Raw genomic sequence first — 20,387 nt, forward strand, 5'->3', positions numbered from 1 at the left:
TCAGTCCTCCTCCCGCGACGCGCGGATCAGGTAGCCGATGATGAAGACGATCGCGAGCAGGAAGATCACGACGGCGATCGCCGACCCGTAGCCGAGGTTCACGGTCGAGAACGCGGTCTGGTACATGTACGTCGAGAGCAGCTGCGTCGAGTTGTAGGGCCCGCCGCGGGTCATCGCCCAGACGATGTCGAAGGTGCGGAGCGAGTCGATCACGGTGACGGCGAAGACGACCGCGTTCACGCCGCGCATCTGGGGCATGACGATCCGCCAGAAGCGCTGCCAGCGGGAGGCGCCGTCCATCGCCGCCGCCTCCTCGAGCGTGGGGTCGACGCCCTTCAGCCCGGCGAGGTAGAGCACCATGATGTAGCCGCACTGCCGCCAGACCGCCGCGATCAGCACGGCGTAGAGCGCGGTCGTGGGGTCGGCGAGCCACTGGCGGGCGAGCGAGCCGAGGCCGACCGTCTGCAGGAGGGCGTTGACCGATCCCTCCGGCTGGTACAGCAGCCGCCAGAACAGCCCGGTGACCGCGAGCGAGAACACCATGGGCAGGTAGATGGCGCTGCGGTAGAAGCCGACGCCGCGGCGCGGCCGGTTGAGCGCGACCGCGAGCGCGAGGCCGATCACGATCGACAGGCCGCCGAATCCGATCACCCAGATGACGTTGTTGACGAGCGCCTGGCCGAAGATCGGGTCGCTCGTGAGGTTCTCGAAGTTCGTCAGGCCGATGAACTCCGGCGCTCCCGCCCCGTTCCACTTGGTGAGCGAGATGTAGAAGCTGTTGATCGCGGGCCAGAAGACGAAGGCGAGCTCGATGAGCAGCGGGATGAGCAGGAAGCCCCAGACGATCGGGGGCACCCGGCGCAGCCCGCGCCCGCGCCGACCGCCGCGCGCGGGGACGCGCCCGGCGGAGCGCGCCGGCGCCCCCGCGGGCGCGTCCACCGCGGTGGTCACGCGTCGAAGACCTTCTGCGCCGCGGTCTGCCAGTCCTTGAGGATCGAGTCGACGTCCTTCGGCTGCGCGAGGAACTTGGTGAGCGCCGTGTCGGCCGTCGTCTGGAGGGCGTCGGAGGAGTCGCGGTTGAAGAACTGCGTGATCTGCTTCGTCTCGCCCAGCATCTTCAGGCCCTTCTGCACGAGCGGCGAGAACTTCGAGGTGTCGACGTCCGACGAGGTCGGCAGGTTCGACGACTTCGAGGCCTCGATGAACTGCTGCTGCGACGTCGCGGAGGCGAGGTAGGAGAGGAACTCCTTCGTCGCCTTCTTGTCCTTCGTCTTCGAGCTCGCGAAGTAGCCGTCAGTCGGCGCCTCCTCGGCCTTCGGGATCGACTTGTCGATGATCGGCACCGTGAAGAAGTCGAGGTCGTCGACGTTGTCGGTGAGGTTCTGGCTGATGAACGCGCCGGTCAGATACATCCCGTCCTTGCCCTGCACGAGCGGGGTGACCGCGTCCTGCCAGGCGTAGGAGGTCATGTTCGGGTCGAAGTACGGGATCAGCTGGTCGTAGTACTTCATGACGTTCTTGACCTCGGTGCTGTCGAACGAGTGCTTGCCCGCCAGCAGCTCCTTGTGGAAGTCGGCGCCGTTGATCCGCAGGTCGAGGATGTCGAACCAGCCCGATGCCATCCACGGCGTCGATCCGATGCCGTTGGCGAGCGGGTTGATCCCCATGCCCTTGAGCTTGTCGCAGAGCGAGATGAACTCGTCCCACGTCGTCGGCTCCTCCACGCCCCACTTCGTGAAATTGGACTTCAGGTAGAAGACGCCCCACCAGTAGTAGTTGGTGGGCATGAAGATCTGGCGACCCTTGGCGTCGCTCGACAGGTCCTTGAGCGCGGCGGAGTAGCCGGCCGCGGCGCCCGAGCCCTCCCACAGGTCGGACAGATCGAGCAGGTAGCCCTTGCTCGCGTAGTCGCGCGCGACGGATCCGGCGTACCAGGTGAGCACGTCCGGCGGGTTCGACGAGCTGAGGTAGGTCGACAGCTGGGCGCGGAACTGCTCGATCGCGACCGTGTTGAGCGTGACCTTGCCCTTCTTGTACGCGTTCACGACCTGCGTGAGCGCGGCCTTCGGGGCCGGGTCCGACAGCGACGACTGCAGCGTGATCGTGCCGGTCGCGCCGCCGCCCGACGTGCCGCCGGTCGCGCACGAGGCCAGCAGGCCGGCGCCGGCGAGGCCGACGGCGCCGGCCAGGAATCCGCGACGGCTCAGCGCTGCGGTGGATGTGGTTGCCATGTGTCCTCCTCGACAGTGATGCGGGATGGGTCGTCAGCGACCCGGGGCCGGGGACGCCGTGGGGACGCCCTCGGTGAAGATCTCGTTGCACTCGAGCTGGAGCGCGACATCGCTCCACATCGGGTGGTGCGGGGCGGCGTTGGAGCAGACGATGGTGCCCCACGTGCCCACCCGCCGCGACTCGCGCATCGCGAGCCGGCAGTACTCGGCGCCGATGGGCCCGCCCTCGAAGTCGGAGTACAGCGGCGTGTAGCCGATCCAGCCCTCGCCGAGAACGAGGGGGATGCCGCGGGCCGCCGCCTGGTCGGCCGCCGCGTCGAGCCAGATGCCGAGCACGCGGTCCATCTCGATCCGGTGGGCCGGGTAGCGCTCCTCGAGGTAGCGATCGAGCACGGCGGCGTCGACCCAGTCGTGGAAGAAGATCTCGGGCTTGCCGACGATCGTGGCGTCCATCTTCCAGGCGCTCTCCGGCGGCAGCACCCAGCTGGTCGCCTCCGGGGCGCCCGGGCGGAGGAGCCCCGCCGCGTCGACCTCGGCCCGCGGGAACTCGGCGAGCGAGCCGCGCAGGTCGAAGGCTGCGGTCACCTCGTCGAGCACGCCGTAGACGTAGGGGTGCACGACGAGCACGTCGATCTCCTCCGGGACGTGGCGCATGGTCGCGATCGGCACTCGGGAGTAGTTGACGGTGACCGGCTGATCGGGGCGGCGCTCGTGGAAGCGGCGGAGACCCGCGGCGAGGCGCGGCTCGAGCCCGGCCATGGCGCCCGCCTCGTCGTCGACGGGCGAGGGCAGGCCCTCCAGCAGGTGGCCGGTCGCCACCTCGTTGTGCAGTTCGGTGAACGCGACGCGATCGGCGAGGCCGTGCTCCTCGAGCAGGTCGATGAGGTCGGCGAGCGCGTCGGCGAGGACGGTCGGGCGGTCCTCCGGCGCGACGGCACGGAGGGCGTCCCACCAGTCGGAGGTCGTCGAGAACGACGACGACTGCTGGTACTCCCAGCTGGAGAGGATGACGAAGAGCCCGGCGTCGCGGCAGGCGCGGAAGAGCTCCAGGAGCTTCTCGCGCCCGTCGAACCGGGTCTGCTCGCGGACGTCGTACCAGCGCACGCGCTGGGCGTACTCGCCGCCGAGCCGGTCGAGCTCGACGACGCTCGTGTCGAGCCCGGAGCGGAACAGCAGGAACGGCATCGCGCAGATGCGGACCGTGTTGTAGCCGCGCTCGACGGCCTCGCGCGCGGCGCGGTCGAGGTCCTCGAACGGCTCGCCCGGCCCGGAGCGCACGTACCAGGTGAAGTCCCAGAGCGTGATCGTGAGCTGCTTGGGGAGGTGGGCGGCGGGGGCGACCGGCACGTACCGGGGAGCGGTGGCGGGGGCGCCGGGGGCGGTGTCGTCATCGAGCACGTGAGTCATCGTAGGAAGGCCGCCTGAGCGCGCGGAATAGCGGTTCCTCTGATCCACCTGGACGATCCTCTGATAGCGGGGTAGCGTCCTGCCATGCTGGTGCGCGACGGGTTCCCGGGGCAGCGGCTGCGCGTGCTCCCCCGGCCCCAGGTGCGGACCGCGCTGGAGGCGCCGCTCACCGGACGCCTGCTCGTCACCGATGCGGGCTACTTCCCGCACGCGGCGGCGCACGGGCGGGTCCGCATGCACGGGGCGCGCGAGGCGATCGTGATCCTCTGCATCGACGGCGCCGGACGCCTCGACCTGGACGGCGTGACGCACCCGGTGCAGGCGGGTCACGCCGCGGTCATCCCGGCCCGCACCCCGCACACCTACGTCGCCGACGAGCGCAACCCCTGGAGCATCTGGTGGTTCCACGTCGCGGGGTCGGACGTCGCCGAGCTCGTCGACGCCATCATCGGCGGGGGCCGGGGGCCGGTCTTCGCACTGCGCGACCCGTATGCGGCGATCACCGCCGTCGAGCAGATCGTCGAGGCGCTGGAGCGGGACGAGAGCGCCGCGACGCTCTACGCCACGGCGGGCGCCGCCTGGTCGCTGCTCGCCCGCTTCGCCGCCGACGGCCGCCGCGGCGAGCACGGCAGCTCGGAGCGGATGCGGGTGGTGCAGGATCACCTGCGCGCCCATCTCGATGCGCCGATCGGCGTCGAGGAGCTCGCCCGGATGGTCGGCGTCAGCACCTCCCACTTCTCGGCGCTGTTCAAGGCCGCGACCGGCTCGAGCGTCATGGAGTTCGTCAAGCGACAGCGCTCGGCACGGGCGCGCGAGCTGCTGCTCACGACGAGCCTGACCGTCGGCGAGATCGCCCGGCGGGTCGGCTACGCCGACGCGTTCTACTTCTCCCGCCAGTTCCGCGCCGTCAACGGCGTCTCGCCGCGCGACTTCCGGGCGCAGCACGGCCAGGGCCTGCTCTGAATACCGCTCCGTGGATCGCGGCCCGCGGCCTCAGGCGGCGCGGATCCCCCAGGACGCCTCCCACGCCTCCCCGGGCGCGAGCTCGACGAGACCGGCGCCGGAGTTGAGCGCGTCGGGGGCCGCGGTCATCGGCTCGAGCGCGACGGCGAGGCCCGGGCCGCCCGGGCGCGGATGGTCGGCGGGGGTGTAGACCTGCAGCCAGCCGAACGCGGGATCCGCCCACAGCTCGGTGCGCGATCCGTCCGGCGCCGTCAGCGTCGCCACCGTCGCGCGCGCGTCCGCATTCGCGAGTCCCGTGTACGCGGAGTTGAGGTCGAGGCCGGCGAGGGGGCGACCGCCGCGGAGGTCGTGCTCGGCGTCCATCGCGCGGACGTCGAGGGCGTTCAGCCGCTCGTCGACCGCGAGCCAGGCATCGCTCGGCACCGTGAGCTCGAGCGTCTCGACCGGGTGGGCGCCGACGCGGAGGTACGGGTGCGCGCCCACCGCCCACGGGGCGCCGTCCGCGCCGGCGACCGCGCGGTGCGTGACGACGAGGCCGTCCTCCTCCAGCCGGTACACGACGCGGGTGTCGATCGTCGCGGGCCAGCCGAGCTGCGGCGGGATGAGGGCGCCGAGCTCGACGCTCGACGCGGTCCGCTCGACGACGCGGTAGCCGGTGTTGCGGAGGAGCCCATGCGACGCGTTGCCGAGGGCGGGCTCGGAGATCGCGAGCTGCTGCGGCTCGCCCCTCCAGCTCCAGCGCCCGTCGCGCACCCGGTTCGGCCACGGCGCGAGGATCAAGCCGTTGCCCTGGGGCGCGATCGCGTCGGGCGCGACCGGCTCGGTGAGGTCGCGGCCGGCGACCTCCAGACGGCAGAGGGCCGCCGCGAGCGGGGTGACCTCGGCGCGCGCGTCGCCGAGCTGGAGCGCGATCCGCGGCAGCGGCGCGCCCATCAGAGCCCGGCCGCCCGCTCGGCGGCCTCGACGACGTTCTGCAGCAGCATCGCGCGCGTCATCGGCCCGACCCCGCCCGGGTTGGGCGAGAGCCAGCCGGCCACCTCGGCGGCGTCGGGATGGATGTCGCCGGCGAGCTTCGCCCTGCCGCTCTCGGTGGTGCCCACCCGGGTCACGCCCACGTCGAGCACGGCCGCGCCCGGCTTGATCCAATCGGGCTGCACGAGGTGCGGGACCCCGACGGCGGCGACCACGATGTCCGCGCGCCGGATCTCGGCGGCGATGTCGGGCGTGCGCGAGTGCGCGAGTGTGACCGTGGCGTCGACGCCCTTCCGGGTCAGCAGGAGCCCGAGCGGGCGGCCGACCGTGAGACCGCGCCCGAGCACGACGACGTGACGGCCGGCGATCGGCACGTCGTGCCGGCGCAGCAGCTCGATGATGCCGTTCGGCGTGCAGGGCAGCGGGGTGCGCAGCTCGCCCTCGACACCGAGCACGAGCTCGCCGAGGTTCTGCGGGTGCAGCCCGTCGGCGTCTTTCGCCGGGTCGACGGCGACGAGCGCGGCGTGCTCGTCCATGCCCCGCGGCAGCGGCAGCTGCACGAGGTAGCCGGTCACGGCGGGGTCGGCGTTGAGGCGCGCGATCTCCGCGTGCACCTGCTCCTCGGTCGCGTCCTCCGGCAGGTCGACACGGATCGACTCGATGCCGACCTCGGCGGAGTCGCGGTGCTTGCCGCCGACGTACGAGACGGAGCCGGGGTCGGCTCCCACGAGCAGCGTGCCGAGCCCGGGAAGGACGCCGCGCTCGCGCAGCGCGTCGACCCGGACCTTCAGCTCCGCCTTGATCGCGGCGGCCGTCGCCAGGCCGTCGAGGCGCTGCGCCGTCACCGCGCACCCCCCGTCACTCGATGAGTCGTGTGACGGGCCCTCGCCGCCCGCGACACCCCGCGACACGACTCCTCGAACAGGCGGGGAAGGGGGCGGGAGAGGAAAGCGGGCCGGGGCATCAGCGCCACGTCCCGGGGGAGGTGAGGCCCTCGTAGAGCGGGAAGCGGTCGGCGAGCGCCGCCGTCCGGCCGCGCAGCGCCTCGAGGTCGGCGCCCGGCTGCAGCGAGAGGGCGATGACGTCCGAGACCTCCCGGAACTCGTCGTCGCCGAAGCCGCGGGTCGCGAGCGCGGGGGTGCCGATGCGGACGCCCGAGGTCACCATCGGCGGACGCGGGTCGAACGGGACGCCGTTCTTGTTGACCGTGATGCCGGCCTCGTGCAGGCGGTTCTCCGCCTCCTGCCCGGTGAACTCCGACGTCCGGAGGTCGACGAGCGCGAGGTGCACGTCGGTGCCGCCGGTGAGCACGTCCACGCCGGCCGCGGTCGCGTCCTCCCGCACGAGGCGCTCGGCGAGGATCTTCGCGCCCGAGAGGGTGCGCTGCTGGCGGTCGACGAAGTCCGGCTCCGCGGCGAGCTTGAAGGCGACCGCCTTCGCGGCGATCACGTGCATGAGCGGGCCGCCCTGCTGCCCCGGGAACACGTTCGAGTTCAGCTTCTTGGCGATGTCGGCGTCGTTGCTGAGGATGAAGCCCGAGCGCGGGCCGCCGATCGTCTTGTGCACGGTGGAGGACGTGACGTGCGCGTGCGGCACGGGGCTCGGGTGCAGCCCGGCCGCCACGAGCCCGGCGAAGTGCGCCATGTCGACCCACAGCACGGCACCCACCTCGTCGGCGATCGCGCGGAACGCCGCGAAGTCGAGCTGCCGCGGGTAGGCCGACCAGCCGGCGATGATGACGTGCGGCTTCACCTCGAGCGCCTTCGCCCGCACCTCGTCCATGTCGATGCGCATGGTCTCGGGGTCGACGCCGTAGGCGTGGGCCTCGTAGAGCTTGCCGGAGAAGTTGAGCCGCATGCCGTGCGTGAGGTGGCCGCCGTGCGAGAGCTCGAGGCCGAGGATCCGGTCGCCGGGCTGGGCGATGGCCGACAGCACCGCCGCGTTCGCGCTCGCACCCGAGTGCGGCTGGACGTTGGCGAACTCGGCGCCGAAGAGGCTCTTCGCCCGCTGGATGGCGAGGTCCTCGACGATGTCGACGTACTCGCAGCCGCCGTAGTAGCGGCGGCCCGGGTAGCCCTCGGCGTACTTGTTGGTCAGGACCGAGCCGGCGGCCTCGAGCACGGCGCGCGGCACGAAGTTCTCGCTCGCGATCATCTCGAGCGTGGAGCGCTGCCGACCGAGCTCGAGCTCGAGCGCCTCGGCGATCTCGGGATCGACCTCGGCGAGCGGGGCCAGGAAGGTGGACGGGGACGACGTCATGCGCAGCTCCTCACGGGTGGGTGCGGGCGGCCCAGGCGTACGGCCGCGTTCCGTGTGAGCCGCTCCCCGGTGGTGATCCACCCGAACGCCAGTCGCGACCCCGCCCAGCGTATCGGCCGCGCCCCTCGCGCGCGATGTCGCCGACGGCTCAGGCGCGCGCCGCGAGGAACGCGTCCAGCTCGGCGCGGGTCGGCGCGCCTGTCGGCCCCGAGCGGGTCACGGCGATCGCGGCGGCCGCGTTCGCCCGCCGCGCGGCGGCACGGGCGTCGAGCCCCTCCGCGAGCCCCGCGAGGAACACCCCCGCGTGCACATCGCCGGCGCCGTTCGTGTCGACGGCGTCGACCGCGAAGCCGCTCACCGCGTCCCCGTCGACGACGGAGCCCTCGGCACCGCGGCGGACGAGCAGGTGCGCGGGGCCGGCCGGCGCGTGCGCCGCCTCGACCTCGCTCCCGCTCCACCAGTCGGCGCGCGCGGCGACCGGTGCGAGCACCTCGGGCGGGATTCCGGCGACGAGCGGGCCCGGGTCGACGAGCACCGTGACGCCCGCGGGCACCCCCGCGATCCATCGGGCGATGGCCGGCCCGCTCGGCTCGCGGGCGAGGGCGTAGCCGGAGACGTGGAGCAGGTCGCCGGCCTCGAGGACGACCGCGGCCGGGTCGCCCTCCGCCTCCGCGCCGACCGCGGTGAGGAAGGTGCGCTCACCGCCCGGCTCCACGATCGCGACGTCCCAGCCGGTGTCGCGCCCGGGTGTCGGCGGCGCGAGCACGGCGACGCCCTCCGCTGCGAGCGCGGCGCGCACCAGGTCGCCGAACGGCCCGGTGCCGTGGCCGCCGGCGTAGGCGGCGTCGAGACCCTGGCGGCGCGCCGCGACGAGCGTCGTCGCGCTGCCGCCGACCACCGTGCGCGCACCCGTCGCGGTGACGTCGTCGCCGGAACGCGGCAGGGCCGGCAGTTCGAGCAGCAGGTCGACGACCGCGTTGCCGACGCTGACGAGTCGCGTCACGCCGCGTCCCGGAGCGCGAGCAGGCCGTCGACGAGGGCCGCGAGGTCGAGCGGCGCAGCGTCCAGGTCGTTGACGGTCGTCACCGTGCGGATCGCGCGCTCCGGCCACGCGGAACCGGTGGCGCCGGCGATCGCCCCGGCCATCGCGCCGATGGTGTCGCTGTCGCCGCCGGCGCGCGCGGCGGCCACGCACGCGGTCCAGCCGTCGCCCCCGGCGATCGCGAGCAGCCCGAACGCGGCGGGCACCGACTCCTGCGTGGCGAGGCTGGTGCCGACGAGGGCGACGAGCCGCTCCGGCCCGAGCGTCGCGGCCCAGCCGATCCGGGCCGCGACCGAGGCACCCGCCACCCAGTGCCCCCGGCGCTCCCCGAGCTCGGCCGCGGCGATCGCGACCTCGGTGGCGGCGGCGCGGTCGGCGCCCTCGAGGCCCGCACTCACGGCGGCGGCGACCGCCGCGGCGCCGGCGATCGCGATGCCGGTGTCGTGGGTGGGGCGGCACGCCTCCGCGACGCGGTCGACGAGCGCGCCGAGGTCGCGCGACGGCACGGCGATCCCGACGGGCGCGATCCGCATGGCCGCGCCGTTGGTGGTGCCGCCGCGCCCCGCCTCCGACGGATCGGCGCCCGCGCGGATCGCCGCGATAGCGGCGCGGGTCGAGGGCCCCAGGAGGTCGAGGGATCCGCGCTCCCGCATCCGGTCCTCCCACGCGGCGAGGCGCTCGGCCCACTCCCCCGCGGGCACCCGGCCGCCCGTCTCGAGGAGCAGGCGCGCCAGGAGCAGCGCCTGCTCGGTGTCGTCGGTGATCGATCCCGCCGGCAGCCCGGCGGCGATGGGGTGGTCGGCGGCGGCGGCCCGGAATCCGTCGAGCGCGCCGAAGCGCGCCGTGACCTCGTCCGGCGAGAGCAGCTGCGTCGGCATCCCGAGCGCGTCTCCGATCGCGAGCCCGTGCAGGGCCGCGAGCGCGCGCTCCCGTGCGCTCACCGCGACGCCAGCACCTCGTCGACGCTCGTCACCTCGATGAGCGGGCCGTAGAGCGCCATCGCGTCGAGCGCCCGGCGGTGGTCCTCCGGGCTGAGGCCCGCGCACGCGTCCTCGACGACGCGGACGTGCACGCCCGCGTCGGCCGCCGCGAGCGCGGTGGAGAGCACGCAGCAGTCGGTCGAGACGCCCGCGAGCACCATCTCGGTCGCGCCGTCCATCGCCCGCGCGAGCTCCGCATCCCACTTGCCGAACGTCGGACGCGTCTCGACCCGGCGCGCGACCTCGCGGAAGGGCTCGCTCAGCGCGTAGAGCGGGTCCGCGTCGGGCACGAGGGCGAAGCTCCACTCCTCGTAGTACGGGATCCAGGCTCCCTGAGGCTCGGCGGGCGCGACGAAGCGGGTGAAGACCACGTCGTCGCCGAAGGCCGGGAGGAGCCGCTGGATCTCGGCGGACGCCCGCGCGAAATCAGGGGCGCCCCACGGGCTGCCCGGCTCGAAGATCGCCTGCATGTCGATCGCGACGAGAACCGCGCGGTCGTCGGAACCCATCTCAGGCCTCCTGGCGGCGCACCGCCCCGCGGCCGCCGACCAGGTAGCCGACGAACCCGATCACGAGGGCGATGAGCACCCCGAGGTTCGCGCCGCCCCAGCTCTCGCGCAGGCCGAAGAGCAGGTAGCCCTGCCATCCCAGCCACGCCGCGTAGGTGTTGGTGACGAGGCCCCAGCCGATCACCGTGCCGACGACGAGGAGCCCGATCGACAGCCAGTTGACCGCGCCGTAGCGGCCGCGCGCCGAGTAGAGCGCCGCCTCGTCGACGTCGCGCCGCCGGAGGATCACGTCGGCGATGAAGATGCCCGCCCAGACCGCGATCGGTACGCCGAGGGTGATGAGGAAGCCCTGGAACTGCCCGAAGAAGTCGCCGCCGAAGAAGATCACGTAGACCGAGAGCAGGGTCATGATGACGCCGTCGATCCCCGCGGCGACCGGCCGCGGCACTCGCAGACCCGCCGAGAGCAGCGCGAGTCCCGAGGAGTACACGTCCATGACCGCGCCGGCGATCAGCCCCAGCACCACCACGATCGCGAAGGGGATGATGAACCACGGCTGCGTGAGGGTGACGAGCGGCCCGAGCGAGTAGGCGCCGATCGCGGTGTTGAGCGACTTCGAGGATCCCGCCAGGAGCAGGCCGAAGACGAGCAGCACGACCGGGGCCGCGGCGGCGCCGAACGTGGTCCAGCCGACCACGCCCCGCCCGCTCGCGCTGCGCGGCAGGTACCGCGAGTAGTCCGCGCCGGCGTTGACCCAGCCGAGGCCGAAGCCGGTCATCATGAAGACGAGGCCGCCGATGACGACCGCCGCCGAGCCGGCCGGGATCGCGCCGACGCGCGACAGGTCGATGTGCGGCAGCACCGTGACGAGGAAGACCAGCGTCACCACGCCGGTGACGATGGTGATGATCAGCTGCGCCCGCATGATCCAGTGGAAGCCGAAGATCCCGAGCACGACGATGATCGCCGCCACGACGAGCAGGGCGACGATGTTGATCCCGACCGAATCGCCGGCGCCCTTCTGGAAGAAGTCGGCCGTCGCCGTCACGGCGAACACCGCATTGACGCAGAGCACCGACTCCCACCCGACGGTGAGCAGCCAGGACAGGATCGACACGACCCGGGCGCCGTGCACGCCGAACATGGTGCGGCTCAGCACCATCGTGGGCGCCGAGCCCCGCTTGCCGGCGAGCGAGACCACGCCCACGAGGAAGAACGAGACGACGATGCCGATCACGCCGACCAGCACGGCCTGCCAGAACGAGATGCCGAAGCCGAGCAGGTAGGCGCCGTAGGCGATGCCGAACACGGACACGTTGGCCGCGAACCATGGCCAGAACAGACCGGCGGGTCGTCCGCGCCGCTCGTTCTCGGGGATCGTCTCGAGCCCGGTGAGCTCGACGCCGCCTCTCGTGCCGGGTGCGGCGGCCGGGGCGTCGGGGGTCGTCGTCATGCCCCCCGACCCTAGTGGCTCGTGGGGATGGAGATCGTGCCCGTCGGCCACGAGGGGTGCCGGGCGATCCGGAACCGGTCGGTCGCGAGCATGAACACCAGCCCCGCGGCCAGCAGTGCGGCGGTCGCGAAGGGGAGGGAGCCGATCCCCCACCCGTCGAGGAGCACGCCGCCGAGCAGGGCGCCACCACCGATGGCGACGTTGAACGAGATGGTGACCCAGGCCGACCCGATGTCGCGGAGCCGCTGCGACGTGCCGTGCATCATCCGCGACTGCAGGAGCGGCCCCACGCCGCCGACCGCGATGCTCCAGGCGACGACGCCGGCCACCGCCACGACCGGCGATGCCGCCCCGAACGCGCCGAGGAGCGCCACCACGGCCCCCACCGCCGCGACCATCGTCGTGAGCGCGCCCCGTGGGAACCGGTCGCCGAGCCATCCCGCGAGCACGAGCCCGATCGCGCCCGCGGCGCCGTAGGCGAAGAGCACCGCGGGGACGGAGGAGGGCGCGAGCCCGGCCACCTGCGTGATCCAGGGGGCGATGTAGGTGTAGAGCACGTTGTGCCCGGTGATGACGAGCACGACGCAGACGCAGACGACGAGCACCACCGGGGCCGTGCGGTCGCGGCGGAGCGGCAGCTCGATGACACCGGTCTTCGGCGCCACGAGGTGCGAGACCGGCGGCAGCAGCGCGATCACGAGGACCATGAAGACGAGCACCGCGCCCGCCGTCACGAGGAACGCGGCGCGCCAGCCGAGCACGTGCCCGAGCGCGGTCGCGAGCGGCACGCCGAGCACGAACGCGGCCGACGAACCGCCGCCCGTCACCGCGATGGCGCGCGAGAGGTACTGCCGCGCGACGAGGCGCGACGCGTAGGGCCCGGTCACCGCCCAGAAGAGGCCGTGCGCGAGGCCGCCGAGCACGCGCGCGGCGAGCAGCCACTCGTAGGTCGGGGCGAGCGCGCACAGCACGTTCACGACGACGAAGACGCCGAGCGTCACGACCATGAGCCACTTGCGCGAGACGCGCCGGGTGAGCGCGGTGAGCGGCACGGTCGCCACGACGACGGTGCCGGCGAAGACCGTGACGAGGAGCCCGACCTGCGACTCCGACACCGACAGCCCGTGCGCGATGTCCGGCAGCAGACCCGTCGGCAGGAACTCGCTCGTGTTGTTCACGAAGATCGCGCCGGCGATCACGAGGAGCCGGAACAGCGGGAATCGGGCCGTCGTCTGCTGCTCCATGTCGCGAAAAGCCTAGTGACGGCCGCGCGCCCCATACGCTGAGCGGATGGAGTCGGCGACCCACTGGATCCTCACCCTGGTCTGCCCCGACCGCCCGGGGATCGTCCACGCGATCAGCGGGGCGATCGTCGACGCGGGCGGCAACATCACCGAGTCGCAGCAGTACTCGAGCGACGACACCGGCACCTTCTTCATGCGGCTGCAGGTGGAGTCCGCCACCGGTCGCGCGGCGTTCGAGACGGCCGTCGCGTCCATCGCCGAGCGGTACGGGATGACGTGGCAGCTCGACGTCGTCGGCCGCCCTCTCCGCACGCTCGTGCTCGCCTCCACGACGGCCCACGCCCTGAACGACCTGCTGTTCCGGCAGCGGGCCGGGCAGCTGCCCATCGAGGTGCCGCTCGTGCTCGCGAACCACCCCGACCTCGAGGGGCTCGCGGCGTTCTCGGGGGTGCCGTTCGAGTGGCACCCGGTGACCGGTCCCGACGAGAAGGCGGCGTTCGAGCGCCGGGTGCTCGAGGCGGTGGAGGAGCACGGCATCGAGCTCGTCGTCCTCGCCCGCTACATGCAGATCCTGTCGCCCGGGCTCTGCGCGGCGCTCGAGGGCCGTGCCATCAACATCCACCACTCGTTCCTGCCGGGCTTCAAGGGCGCGAACCCCTACAAGCAGGCGCACGCCCGGGGCGTGAAGCTGATCGGCGCCACGGCGCACTTCGTGACGACCGATCTCGACGAGGGGCCGATCATCGAGCAGAACGTCGAGCGGGTCGACCACAACCAGTCGCCGGAGGAGCTGCGCGCGATCGGGCAGGACATCGAGTCGCGGACCCTGACCCGTGCGGTCGGGTGGTTCGCCGAGCACCGGGTGCTGCTCGACGGGGCGCGGACGGTGATCTTCCGATGACCACGCTGCTGCGGGGCGGGGCGCTTCTGGACGAGCGCGGGATGCGCGACGGCGGCGCGTGGGTGCTGCTCGACGGCGACGTGATCGCGTCCGTCGGGGCGGGGGATGCGGCGGCGCCCGCCGCGGACGAGACCGTCGACCTCGGCGACGCGACGCTCGCGCCCGGATTCCTCGACATCCACGTGCACGGGGGCGGCGGATTCGCGGTCGACGACGGCGACGGCGCCCTGGAGGCCGCGCTCGCCGCGCACCGCGCCCACGGCACGACCCGGTCGATGGTGTCGCTCGTGGCGAGCCCGCTCGTCGAGCTGCGGGAGCGGCTCGGCGAGATCGCCGCGATCCGCGCGCGCGATCCGCGGGTGCTCGGCGCGCACCTCGAGGGGCCGTTCCTCAACCCCGACCGGCGCGGCGCGCACGCGCAGGCGTTCCTCCGCCACCCCGACCCGGAGACGGTCGACGGGCTGCTCGAGGCCGCCCGCGGGGCGATCCGGCAGGTGACGATCGCGCCCGAGCTGCCGGGGGCGCTCGACGCGATCGCGCAGCTGACCGCGGCCGGCATCGTCGTCGCCGTCGGGCACACCGAGGCCGATGAGGCGACGGCGCGCGCCGGATTCGACGCGGGCGCGCGGATCCTGACCCACGCCTTCAACGCCATGCCGGGCATCCATCACCGCGCCCCCGGCCCGGTGGTCGCCGCGATCGACGACGAGCGCATCACGATCGAGCTGATCCTCGACGGGCTGCACGTGCACCCGCACGTGGCGAAGCTGCTCTGGGACGCCGCGCCCGGCCGGGTCGCGCTCATCACCGACGCGATGGCCGCCGCGGCGAAGGCCGACGGCGACTACCGGCTGGGGACCCTCAACGTGACCGTCAAGGACGGGCTCGCGCTGCTCTCCGGCACCGAGACGATCGCGGGATCCACGCTCACCCTCGACGTCGCGCTGCGGCAGGCGATCGCCATGGGCGTCGACCCCGCAGCGGCGGTCGCGGCCCTCACGACGGTGCCCGCGCGCGCCATCGGCGAGGAGCGGCTCGGACTCCTGGAGCCCGGCTACGCCGCCGACGTCGTCGCGCTCGATGCGTCGTGGCAGATCACCGCGGTCTACGCGGCGGGCGCGCCCGTCCTCTGATCCAGCAGCCGCCGGAGCGCCGCGCCCGCGTGCGCGGAGGCGCCGAACGTCGCGACGTCGGCGAGCGCCCGGTCCCCCGCCGGCCAGCCCATGTCGACGATCACGGCGCTCGGATCCCGCGCGCGCCCCGCGGCGATGGCGGTGCGCGTCCACTCCCGCCGGTGGTTGTCGCGGCCGATGACGACGGTCTGGATGCCGGGCTCCACCGGCACCGGCTCGCCGTCGCGCACGTGCACGACGTCCGCGCCGGCGGCGGCCGGACCCCACGGCGCGACGCCGACCGCGATGTTCGACCCGGTCTCCAGCTGCACGAGCCGGCGACGCGGGCGGATCGCGACGCCGTCGGCGACGTCGAACGCGCCGATCGTCCGGTCGAGGTCGAAGTCCGGCGCGGAGCGCGCCGCGGTGCCGACCCCGGGCGCGGGAGCGCCGAGCTCCGCGCTCCGCGCCCCGGCCTCCGCGAGCCGACCCGCGTCGACGGCGGCGAGCACCGCCTCCGCGAGCTCGTCGACCTGCGCGGCCGTGTTCGCGGTCCCGAGGCAGAGCAGGTCGGCACCCGCCCGCAGCGCGCGCACGGCGGCGGCGGCCATCCCGATCTCGCCGCTCGCGCCGCGCATGTCGAGCGCGTCGGTGACGATCGCGCCCGCGAAGCCCAACTCGCCGCGGAGCAGCTCGCCGAGGATCCGCGGCGAGAAGGTCGCCACGTTCTCGGGGTCGATCCGGGGCAGCAGGATGTGCGAGGTCATGACGCTGCGGGTCCCGGCCGCGACCGCCGCCGCGAAGGGAAGGAGCTCGCGGGTGCGGAGGATCTCGAGCGGCAGCTCGACGACGGGCATCGCCAGGTGGGAGTCGGAGGCGGTGTCGCCGTGCCCGGGGAAGTGCTTCGCGCTGGCCGCGACCCCGGTCGCCTGCAGCCCCTGGATCCAGGCGGCCGTGTGCCGGGAGACGAGCTCCGGGTCGGCGCCGAAGCTGCGGACGCCGATCACGGGGTTGCGCTCATCGGAGTTGACGTCGGCGTCCGGCGCGAAGTCGAGCGTCACGCCGGCCGCGGCGAGCTCCGCGCCGACGACGCCCGCGACCTCGCGGGTGTAGGCCACGTCGTCGAGGCGCCCGAGGATCGCGTTGCCGGGGTAGGGCGATCCCGTCGCCTGGTGCAGGCGGGTGACGTCGCCGCCCTCCTCGTCCACGGCGATCACCGCGCGCGGGTTGGCCGCGCGGATGGCGGCCGTGAGCTCGCGCAGCTGCGCCGGCGAGGCGATGTTCGTGGCGAAGAGGCAGACGCCCGCCAGCCCGTCGGCGAGGCGCTCGCGCAGCCAGCCCGGCAGCTCCGGGCCCTCGAAGCCGGGGAGCAGGACCGCGAGCGCGTCGGATCGCGACGCCATCACGCGTCCCAGCGCTGCCACGCCGGCTTGTGCGCGAAGGTGTGGCGGTAGTAGTCGGCGAGGGCGAGCCGGGAGGCGGCGGCCTCGTCGACGATCACCGTCGCGTGCGGATGCCATTGCAGGATCGACGCGGGCACCATCGAGCTGAGCGGGCCCTCGACCGCCGCGGCGATCGCGTCCGCCTTGTTCTCGCCCTGGGCGACGAGCAGCAGCTCGCGGGCGTCCCGGATCGTGCCGAGCCCCTGCGTGACGCAGTGGCTCGGCACCTCGTCGAGGGTGCCGAAGAAGCGCGCGTTGTCCTCCCGGGTGCGGGAGCTGAGCGTCTTGATGCGGGTGCGCGAGGAGAACGACGACGTCGGCTCGTTGAAGCCGATGTGCCCGTTCGCGCCGATGCCGAGGATCTGCAGGTCGACGCCGCCGGCCGCCCCGATGGCCGCCTCGTATGCCGCGCACGCCGCCTCGATGTCGTCGGCCAGGCCGTCCGGAACGTGCACCCGTGCCGGGTCGAGCCCGATCGGCTCGGTGACGGTCGTGCGGATGACGCTCGCGTAGCTCTGCGGGTGCGCGACCGGGAGGCCGACGTACTCGTCGAGCGCGAAGCCGCTCACCCGCGCGACGTCGAGCCCCTGCTCGCGCCGGACCGCGAGCTCCGCGTAGATCGCGAGCGGCGACGACCCCGTCGCGAGCCCGAGCACCGTGTCGGGCTTCCGCGCGATGAGGTGCGCGATCTTCGCGGCGGCGGCGCGGCCGACCTCGTCGGCGGTGGGCAGGATGACGATCTCCACGAGCCGCCACCCTACCGACGTGAACCGATCGGGCGGCGGCACCGTGTCACAGGAGGAGGCTCCGAGACCCCTCCAAGGTGCGATCCGGAAGCTGGAGCCCCGGGCAGCGCTGCCGACCACCCCGATCACGAGGAGATCCCATGCCCCTGTCCATCGCCCGTTCCCGCCCCGTCGTCCTCGGACTCGCCGGCCTCGGACTCGTGGGCGCGCTCGCCGGCTGCACGACCACCGCCTCCGGCACCGGATCGGATCCGGCCGCCGGCGCCGGGTCGCCGAGCGGTTCCAGCAGCTCCGGCGGCTCGTCGGGTTCGTCCGGCTCCGCCTCGGGCCCCTACAAGGACGGCTCGTACACCGCCGACGGCAGCTACACCGCGCCGAGCGGCCGCGAGAGCATCACCGTCACGCTGACGCTCGCCGACGACAAGGTGACCAAGGTCGAGATCGGCAAGCACGCCACCGACCCGAACGCGGTGCAGTACCAGACCGACTTCGCCGACGGCATCGCCGCGCAGGTCGTCGGCAAGGACATCGATGCGCTCGGCGTCTCGCGGGTCTCCGGCTCGTCGCTCACGAGCGGAGGGTTCCGCGCCGCGGTCGAGCAGATCAAGAAGCAGGCCGCCTCCTGAGCGACCCGCGCGGCCTCGTCGATCCGCTGCCGCAGGCCTGGACCTTCGATGCGATCGGCACGGCCTGGCGCGTCGACACTGAGCGGGAGCTGACCTCGCCCGAGCGCGCGGCCGTCGCCGAGCGCATCGAGCGCTACGACCGCGACTGGTCGCGGTTCCGCGACGACTCGCTCGTGACGCGCATCGCCCGGGAGCCGGGGTCCTACGAGCTGCCGTCGGAGTCGGGCCCCCTGCTCGGGCTCTACCGCGAGCTGTACGAGGCGACCGGGGGTCGCGTCTCGCCGCTCGTCGGGCGCGCGCTCGAGTCGCTCGGCTACGACGCGGCCTACCGGCTGCGGCCCGCGGCCGAGCGCATGCCGGTTCCGGCATGGGATGACGCGATCGCCTGGGACGGCCGCCGTCTCGCCGTCGCCGGGCCGGTGCTCCTCGATGTCGGCGCCGCCGGCAAGGGGCAGCTCGTCGACCTGCTCGGCGAGCTGCTCCACCGCCTCGGGCACGACCGTCACGTGGTGGACGCGAGCGGCGACCTCCGGCCGCGCGGCGTGCCGATGCGCGTCGCGCTCGAGCACCCGGCCGACCCGACGAAGGCGATCGGCGTCGTGGAGCTCGACGGTCGCGCGATCGCGGCGCGCGCCACGACGCGCCGCGCCTGGGGCGAGGGCCTCCACCACGTGCTCGACGCCGTGACCGGCGCGCCCACCCGCGGGGTCGTCGCGACCTGGGCGATCGCCCCGACCGCCCTCGTCGCCGACGGCGTCGCGACCGCGCTCTTCTTCGACGTCGATCCGAACCTCACCGCACGCCACCTCGTGGACTGGGTGAGGATGTTCGCGGACGGGCGCGTCGAGCGCTCCGCCGCCCTTCCCGGAGAGGTCTTCGCATGATCGCCTGGTTCGACCGCCGACTCGGCCGCGTCACGATGTACGGGCTCGTGATCGTCTGTCTCGCCGTCGTCGGACTCGTCGCGCTCGTGCTCGCCTTCATCCCGAACGGGCCGCTGTCGTTCTCCCCCCTCGCGCTGCTCGCGACGGCGTCCGTCCTGCTCGTGACGTCGTACCTGGCCAACGGGCTCGGCGGGCTGATCCTGCGCACCCGGCCGCAGCTGAGCTCCACCGTGATCACCGCGCTGCTTCTGCTGTTCATCCTGCGGCCGAGCATCGAGGTCCTGCCGCTCCTCGGCGCCGCGCTCGCCGCGGTGGTCGCGGTCGTGAGCAAGTACCTCGTCGCGTGGCGCGGCCGGCACATCCTGAACCCCGCCGCGGCCGGGGCGTTCGTCATCGGATTCCTCCCGTCGCTCGGCTTCGCGGCCTGGTGGATCGGGATCCCGCAGCTCCTGCCCGTCGTCGCCGTCGGCGCCGTGCTCATCCTGTTCCGCACCCGGCGGCTGCTCCTCGGCCTCGTCTACACGGTCGTCGTCGTCGCGGTGCTGGAGCTGCGCGGGCTCGTCGACGGCGGCGTGCCCACCGAGCTGCTGAGCCTCGCGCTCGTCTCGCTGCCGACGGTCTTCGTGGCCGGCTTCATGCTGAGCGAGCCGCTCACCCTGCCGCCGCGCCGCTGGCAGCAGCTCGCCGAGGCGGCGCTCGTCGGCCTCCTCACGGTCATGCCGTTCTCGCTGGTCGGCGGGATCTACAACTCGCCGCAGCTCGCGCTGCTGGTCGGCAACGTGCTCGCCTTCCTCGTGGGCCAGCGCCGCGGGATCCGGCTGCGGTTCGTCGAACGCCGCGCCCTCACGCCGACGAGCTGGGACTTCGCCTTCGCGCCCACCGCGCCGGTGCGCTTCCGGCCCGGCCAGTACATGGAGCTGGCCCTCCCGCACAGCGGCACCGACGCGCGCGGCTGGCGCCGGGTGTTCAGCATCGCGTCGGCGCCCGAGTCCGGCGAGCTGCGGTTCGGCGTGCGGCTGCCCGACAAGCCGTCCAGCTTCAAGACGGCGCTCCTGGAGCTGGAGCCCGGCACCGCCGTGAGCGCCACGTCCGTGAGCGGCGACTTCCTGCTCCCCCGCGACCCGGGGCGGAAGCTCCTGCTGCTCGCCGGCGGCATCGGCGTGACGCCGTTCGTCGGGCAGCTGCAGCAGGCCGCGGTCGAGACACCGGAGCGCGACATCGTGCTCGTGTCGGCGATCGCCTCCGGCGCCGAGCTCGCCTACGGTCCGGAGCTCGCGGCGACCGGATTCCGGGTGGTCGTCGTCGCCCCCGACCGCCCCGCGGACCTCCCGGACGGGCTCGAGTGGGTGGAGGGCTCCAGCCTGACCGCGGACATCGTGCACGCGCTGGTGCCGGACGCGCCCGAGCGGACGGCCCTCGTCTCCGGCGCTCCCGCGGCGGTGCGCGACCTGAAGCGCGCGTTGCGCGGCTCGGGCGTCCGGCGCGTGCTCACGGACACCTTCATCGGGTACTGACGCGCCGGAAGCGGGCCGACAACCCGTGGCGGGGGGGCCGCGGGGCCCCCAAGAGGGCCCCCCCCCCCCCCCCCCCCCGGCGGCCGGGCACCCCCCGGCCCG

19 protein-coding genes and 1 riboswitch are annotated in these 20,387 nt (G+C 73.6%); of the genes, 6 read left to right on the forward strand and 13 right to left on the reverse strand.

What is annotated here, in order from left to right:
- The 3 genes from ACTHM3_RS15160 to ACTHM3_RS15170 are packed head-to-tail and all read right to left on the reverse strand — an operon-like array spanning position 1 to position 3,638.
- Positions 1 to 951, reverse strand: coding sequence for a carbohydrate ABC transporter permease (locus ACTHM3_RS15160; RefSeq protein WP_440407219.1), 951 nt, complete (start codon positions 949 to 951; stop codon positions 1 to 3).
- A complete protein-coding gene (locus ACTHM3_RS15165; RefSeq protein WP_440407221.1) occupies positions 948 to 2,231 on the reverse strand; it encodes an ABC transporter substrate-binding protein in 1,284 nt (427 codons plus the stop codon). The genes ACTHM3_RS15160 and ACTHM3_RS15165 overlap by 4 nt, the downstream gene beginning before the upstream one ends.
- Before the next feature lie 33 nt (positions 2,232 to 2,264).
- Positions 2,265 to 3,638: a cellulase-like family protein gene (locus ACTHM3_RS15170; RefSeq protein WP_440407223.1), complete on the reverse strand. Its 1,374-nt coding sequence runs from the start codon at positions 3,636 to 3,638 to the stop codon at positions 2,265 to 2,267.
- Between the two features lie 84 nt (positions 3,639 to 3,722).
- Between ACTHM3_RS15170 and ACTHM3_RS15175 the strand changes: the two genes are divergently transcribed.
- The gene (locus ACTHM3_RS15175) at positions 3,723 to 4,601 is read left to right on the forward strand and encodes a helix-turn-helix domain-containing protein (RefSeq protein ID WP_440407224.1); all 879 of its coding nucleotides are present in this window, start codon (positions 3,723 to 3,725) and stop codon (positions 4,599 to 4,601) included.
- A 30-nt stretch (positions 4,602 to 4,631) separates the two neighbouring features.
- Here the strand turns inward: ACTHM3_RS15175 and ACTHM3_RS15180 are convergent, their stop codons facing one another.
- The 8 genes from ACTHM3_RS15180 to ACTHM3_RS15215 all read right to left on the reverse strand — a co-directional run bounded on the left by ACTHM3_RS15180 (position 4,632) and on the right by ACTHM3_RS15215 (position 13,060).
- Complete coding sequence (locus tag ACTHM3_RS15180) at positions 4,632 to 5,534, reverse strand: aldose 1-epimerase family protein (RefSeq protein WP_440407226.1); 903 nt, start codon at positions 5,532 to 5,534, stop codon at positions 4,632 to 4,634.
- Positions 5,534 to 6,418 (reverse strand): bifunctional methylenetetrahydrofolate dehydrogenase/methenyltetrahydrofolate cyclohydrolase, encoded by an 885-nt coding sequence (locus ACTHM3_RS15185; RefSeq protein WP_440407228.1) that lies wholly within the window; start codon positions 6,416 to 6,418, stop codon positions 5,534 to 5,536. The genes ACTHM3_RS15180 and ACTHM3_RS15185 overlap by 1 nt, the downstream gene beginning before the upstream one ends.
- Before the next feature lie 118 nt (positions 6,419 to 6,536).
- Positions 6,537 to 7,832 carry a serine hydroxymethyltransferase gene (gene glyA / locus ACTHM3_RS15190; RefSeq protein WP_440407230.1) on the reverse strand — a complete coding sequence of 432 codons (1,296 nt, stop codon included), beginning with the start codon at positions 7,830 to 7,832 and terminating at the stop codon, positions 6,537 to 6,539.
- 22 nt (positions 7,833 to 7,854) lie between these two features.
- A riboswitch (ZMP/ZTP riboswitch) is annotated at positions 7,855 to 7,938 on the reverse strand.
- A 42-nt stretch (positions 7,939 to 7,980) separates the two neighbouring features.
- Positions 7,981 to 8,835, reverse strand: a complete 855-nt coding sequence (locus ACTHM3_RS15195; RefSeq protein WP_440407232.1) for a PfkB family carbohydrate kinase — start codon at positions 8,833 to 8,835, stop codon at positions 7,981 to 7,983.
- Positions 8,832 to 9,815 (reverse strand): ADP-ribosylglycohydrolase family protein, encoded by a 984-nt coding sequence (locus ACTHM3_RS15200; RefSeq protein ID WP_440407233.1) that lies wholly within the window; start codon positions 9,813 to 9,815, stop codon positions 8,832 to 8,834. The genes ACTHM3_RS15195 and ACTHM3_RS15200 overlap by 4 nt, the downstream gene beginning before the upstream one ends.
- Positions 9,812 to 10,363: a cysteine hydrolase family protein gene (locus tag ACTHM3_RS15205; RefSeq protein ID WP_440407235.1), complete on the reverse strand. Its 552-nt coding sequence runs from the start codon at positions 10,361 to 10,363 to the stop codon at positions 9,812 to 9,814. Before ACTHM3_RS15205 ends, ACTHM3_RS15200 begins: the two co-directional genes overlap by 4 nt.
- A 1-nt stretch (position 10,364) precedes the next feature.
- A complete protein-coding gene (locus ACTHM3_RS15210) occupies positions 10,365 to 11,816 on the reverse strand; it encodes a purine-cytosine permease family protein (protein ID WP_440407237.1) in 1,452 nt (483 codons plus the stop codon).
- Positions 11,817 to 11,827: 11 nt separating this feature from the next.
- Positions 11,828 to 13,060, reverse strand: a complete 1,233-nt coding sequence (locus ACTHM3_RS15215; RefSeq protein ID WP_440407239.1) for an MFS transporter — start codon at positions 13,058 to 13,060, stop codon at positions 11,828 to 11,830.
- A 46-nt stretch (positions 13,061 to 13,106) separates the two neighbouring features.
- Between ACTHM3_RS15215 and purU the strand changes: the two genes are divergently transcribed.
- Together purU and nagA are read left to right on the forward strand one after the other, a co-directional pair.
- Positions 13,107 to 13,961, forward strand: a complete 855-nt coding sequence (gene purU / locus ACTHM3_RS15220; protein WP_440407241.1) for a formyltetrahydrofolate deformylase — start codon at positions 13,107 to 13,109, stop codon at positions 13,959 to 13,961.
- Positions 13,958 to 15,094, forward strand: a complete 1,137-nt coding sequence (nagA, locus tag ACTHM3_RS15225) for an N-acetylglucosamine-6-phosphate deacetylase (protein WP_440407243.1) — start codon at positions 13,958 to 13,960, stop codon at positions 15,092 to 15,094. The genes purU and nagA overlap by 4 nt, the downstream gene beginning before the upstream one ends.
- On the opposite strand, the gene ACTHM3_RS15230 is transcribed toward nagA, so the two are convergent.
- Positions 15,067 to 16,497, reverse strand: coding sequence for a glycoside hydrolase family 3 N-terminal domain-containing protein (locus ACTHM3_RS15230; RefSeq protein WP_440407245.1), 1,431 nt, complete (start codon positions 16,495 to 16,497; stop codon positions 15,067 to 15,069). The genes nagA and ACTHM3_RS15230 overlap by 28 nt on opposite strands.
- Positions 16,476 to 17,261, reverse strand: coding sequence for a glucosamine-6-phosphate deaminase (nagB, locus tag ACTHM3_RS15235; RefSeq protein ID WP_440407247.1), 786 nt, complete (start codon positions 17,259 to 17,261; stop codon positions 16,476 to 16,478). Before nagB ends, ACTHM3_RS15230 begins: the two co-directional genes overlap by 22 nt.
- A gap of 140 nt (positions 17,262 to 17,401) precedes the next feature.
- On the opposite strand from nagB, the gene ACTHM3_RS15240 reads away from it, so the two are divergent.
- Genes ACTHM3_RS15240 through ACTHM3_RS15250 form a run of 3 tightly spaced genes read left to right on the forward strand, consistent with a single transcriptional unit; the run spans position 17,402 to position 20,285 of the window.
- Positions 17,402 to 17,887: an FMN-binding protein gene (locus ACTHM3_RS15240; RefSeq protein ID WP_440407249.1), complete on the forward strand. Its 486-nt coding sequence runs from the start codon at positions 17,402 to 17,404 to the stop codon at positions 17,885 to 17,887.
- Between the two features lie 53 nt (positions 17,888 to 17,940).
- Positions 17,941 to 18,771: an FAD:protein FMN transferase gene (locus ACTHM3_RS15245; RefSeq protein WP_440407252.1), complete on the forward strand. Its 831-nt coding sequence runs from the start codon at positions 17,941 to 17,943 to the stop codon at positions 18,769 to 18,771.
- The gene (locus ACTHM3_RS15250) at positions 18,768 to 20,285 is read left to right on the forward strand and encodes a ferredoxin--NADP reductase (RefSeq protein WP_440407251.1); all 1,518 of its coding nucleotides are present in this window, start codon (positions 18,768 to 18,770) and stop codon (positions 20,283 to 20,285) included. The genes ACTHM3_RS15245 and ACTHM3_RS15250 overlap by 4 nt, the downstream gene beginning before the upstream one ends.
- Positions 20,286 to 20,387: the final 102 nt, after the last annotated feature.

It is taken from the genome of Pseudolysinimonas sp. (genome assembly GCF_051954455.1).
Classification (GTDB): Bacteria; Actinomycetota; Actinomycetes; order Actinomycetales; family Microbacteriaceae; genus Pseudolysinimonas.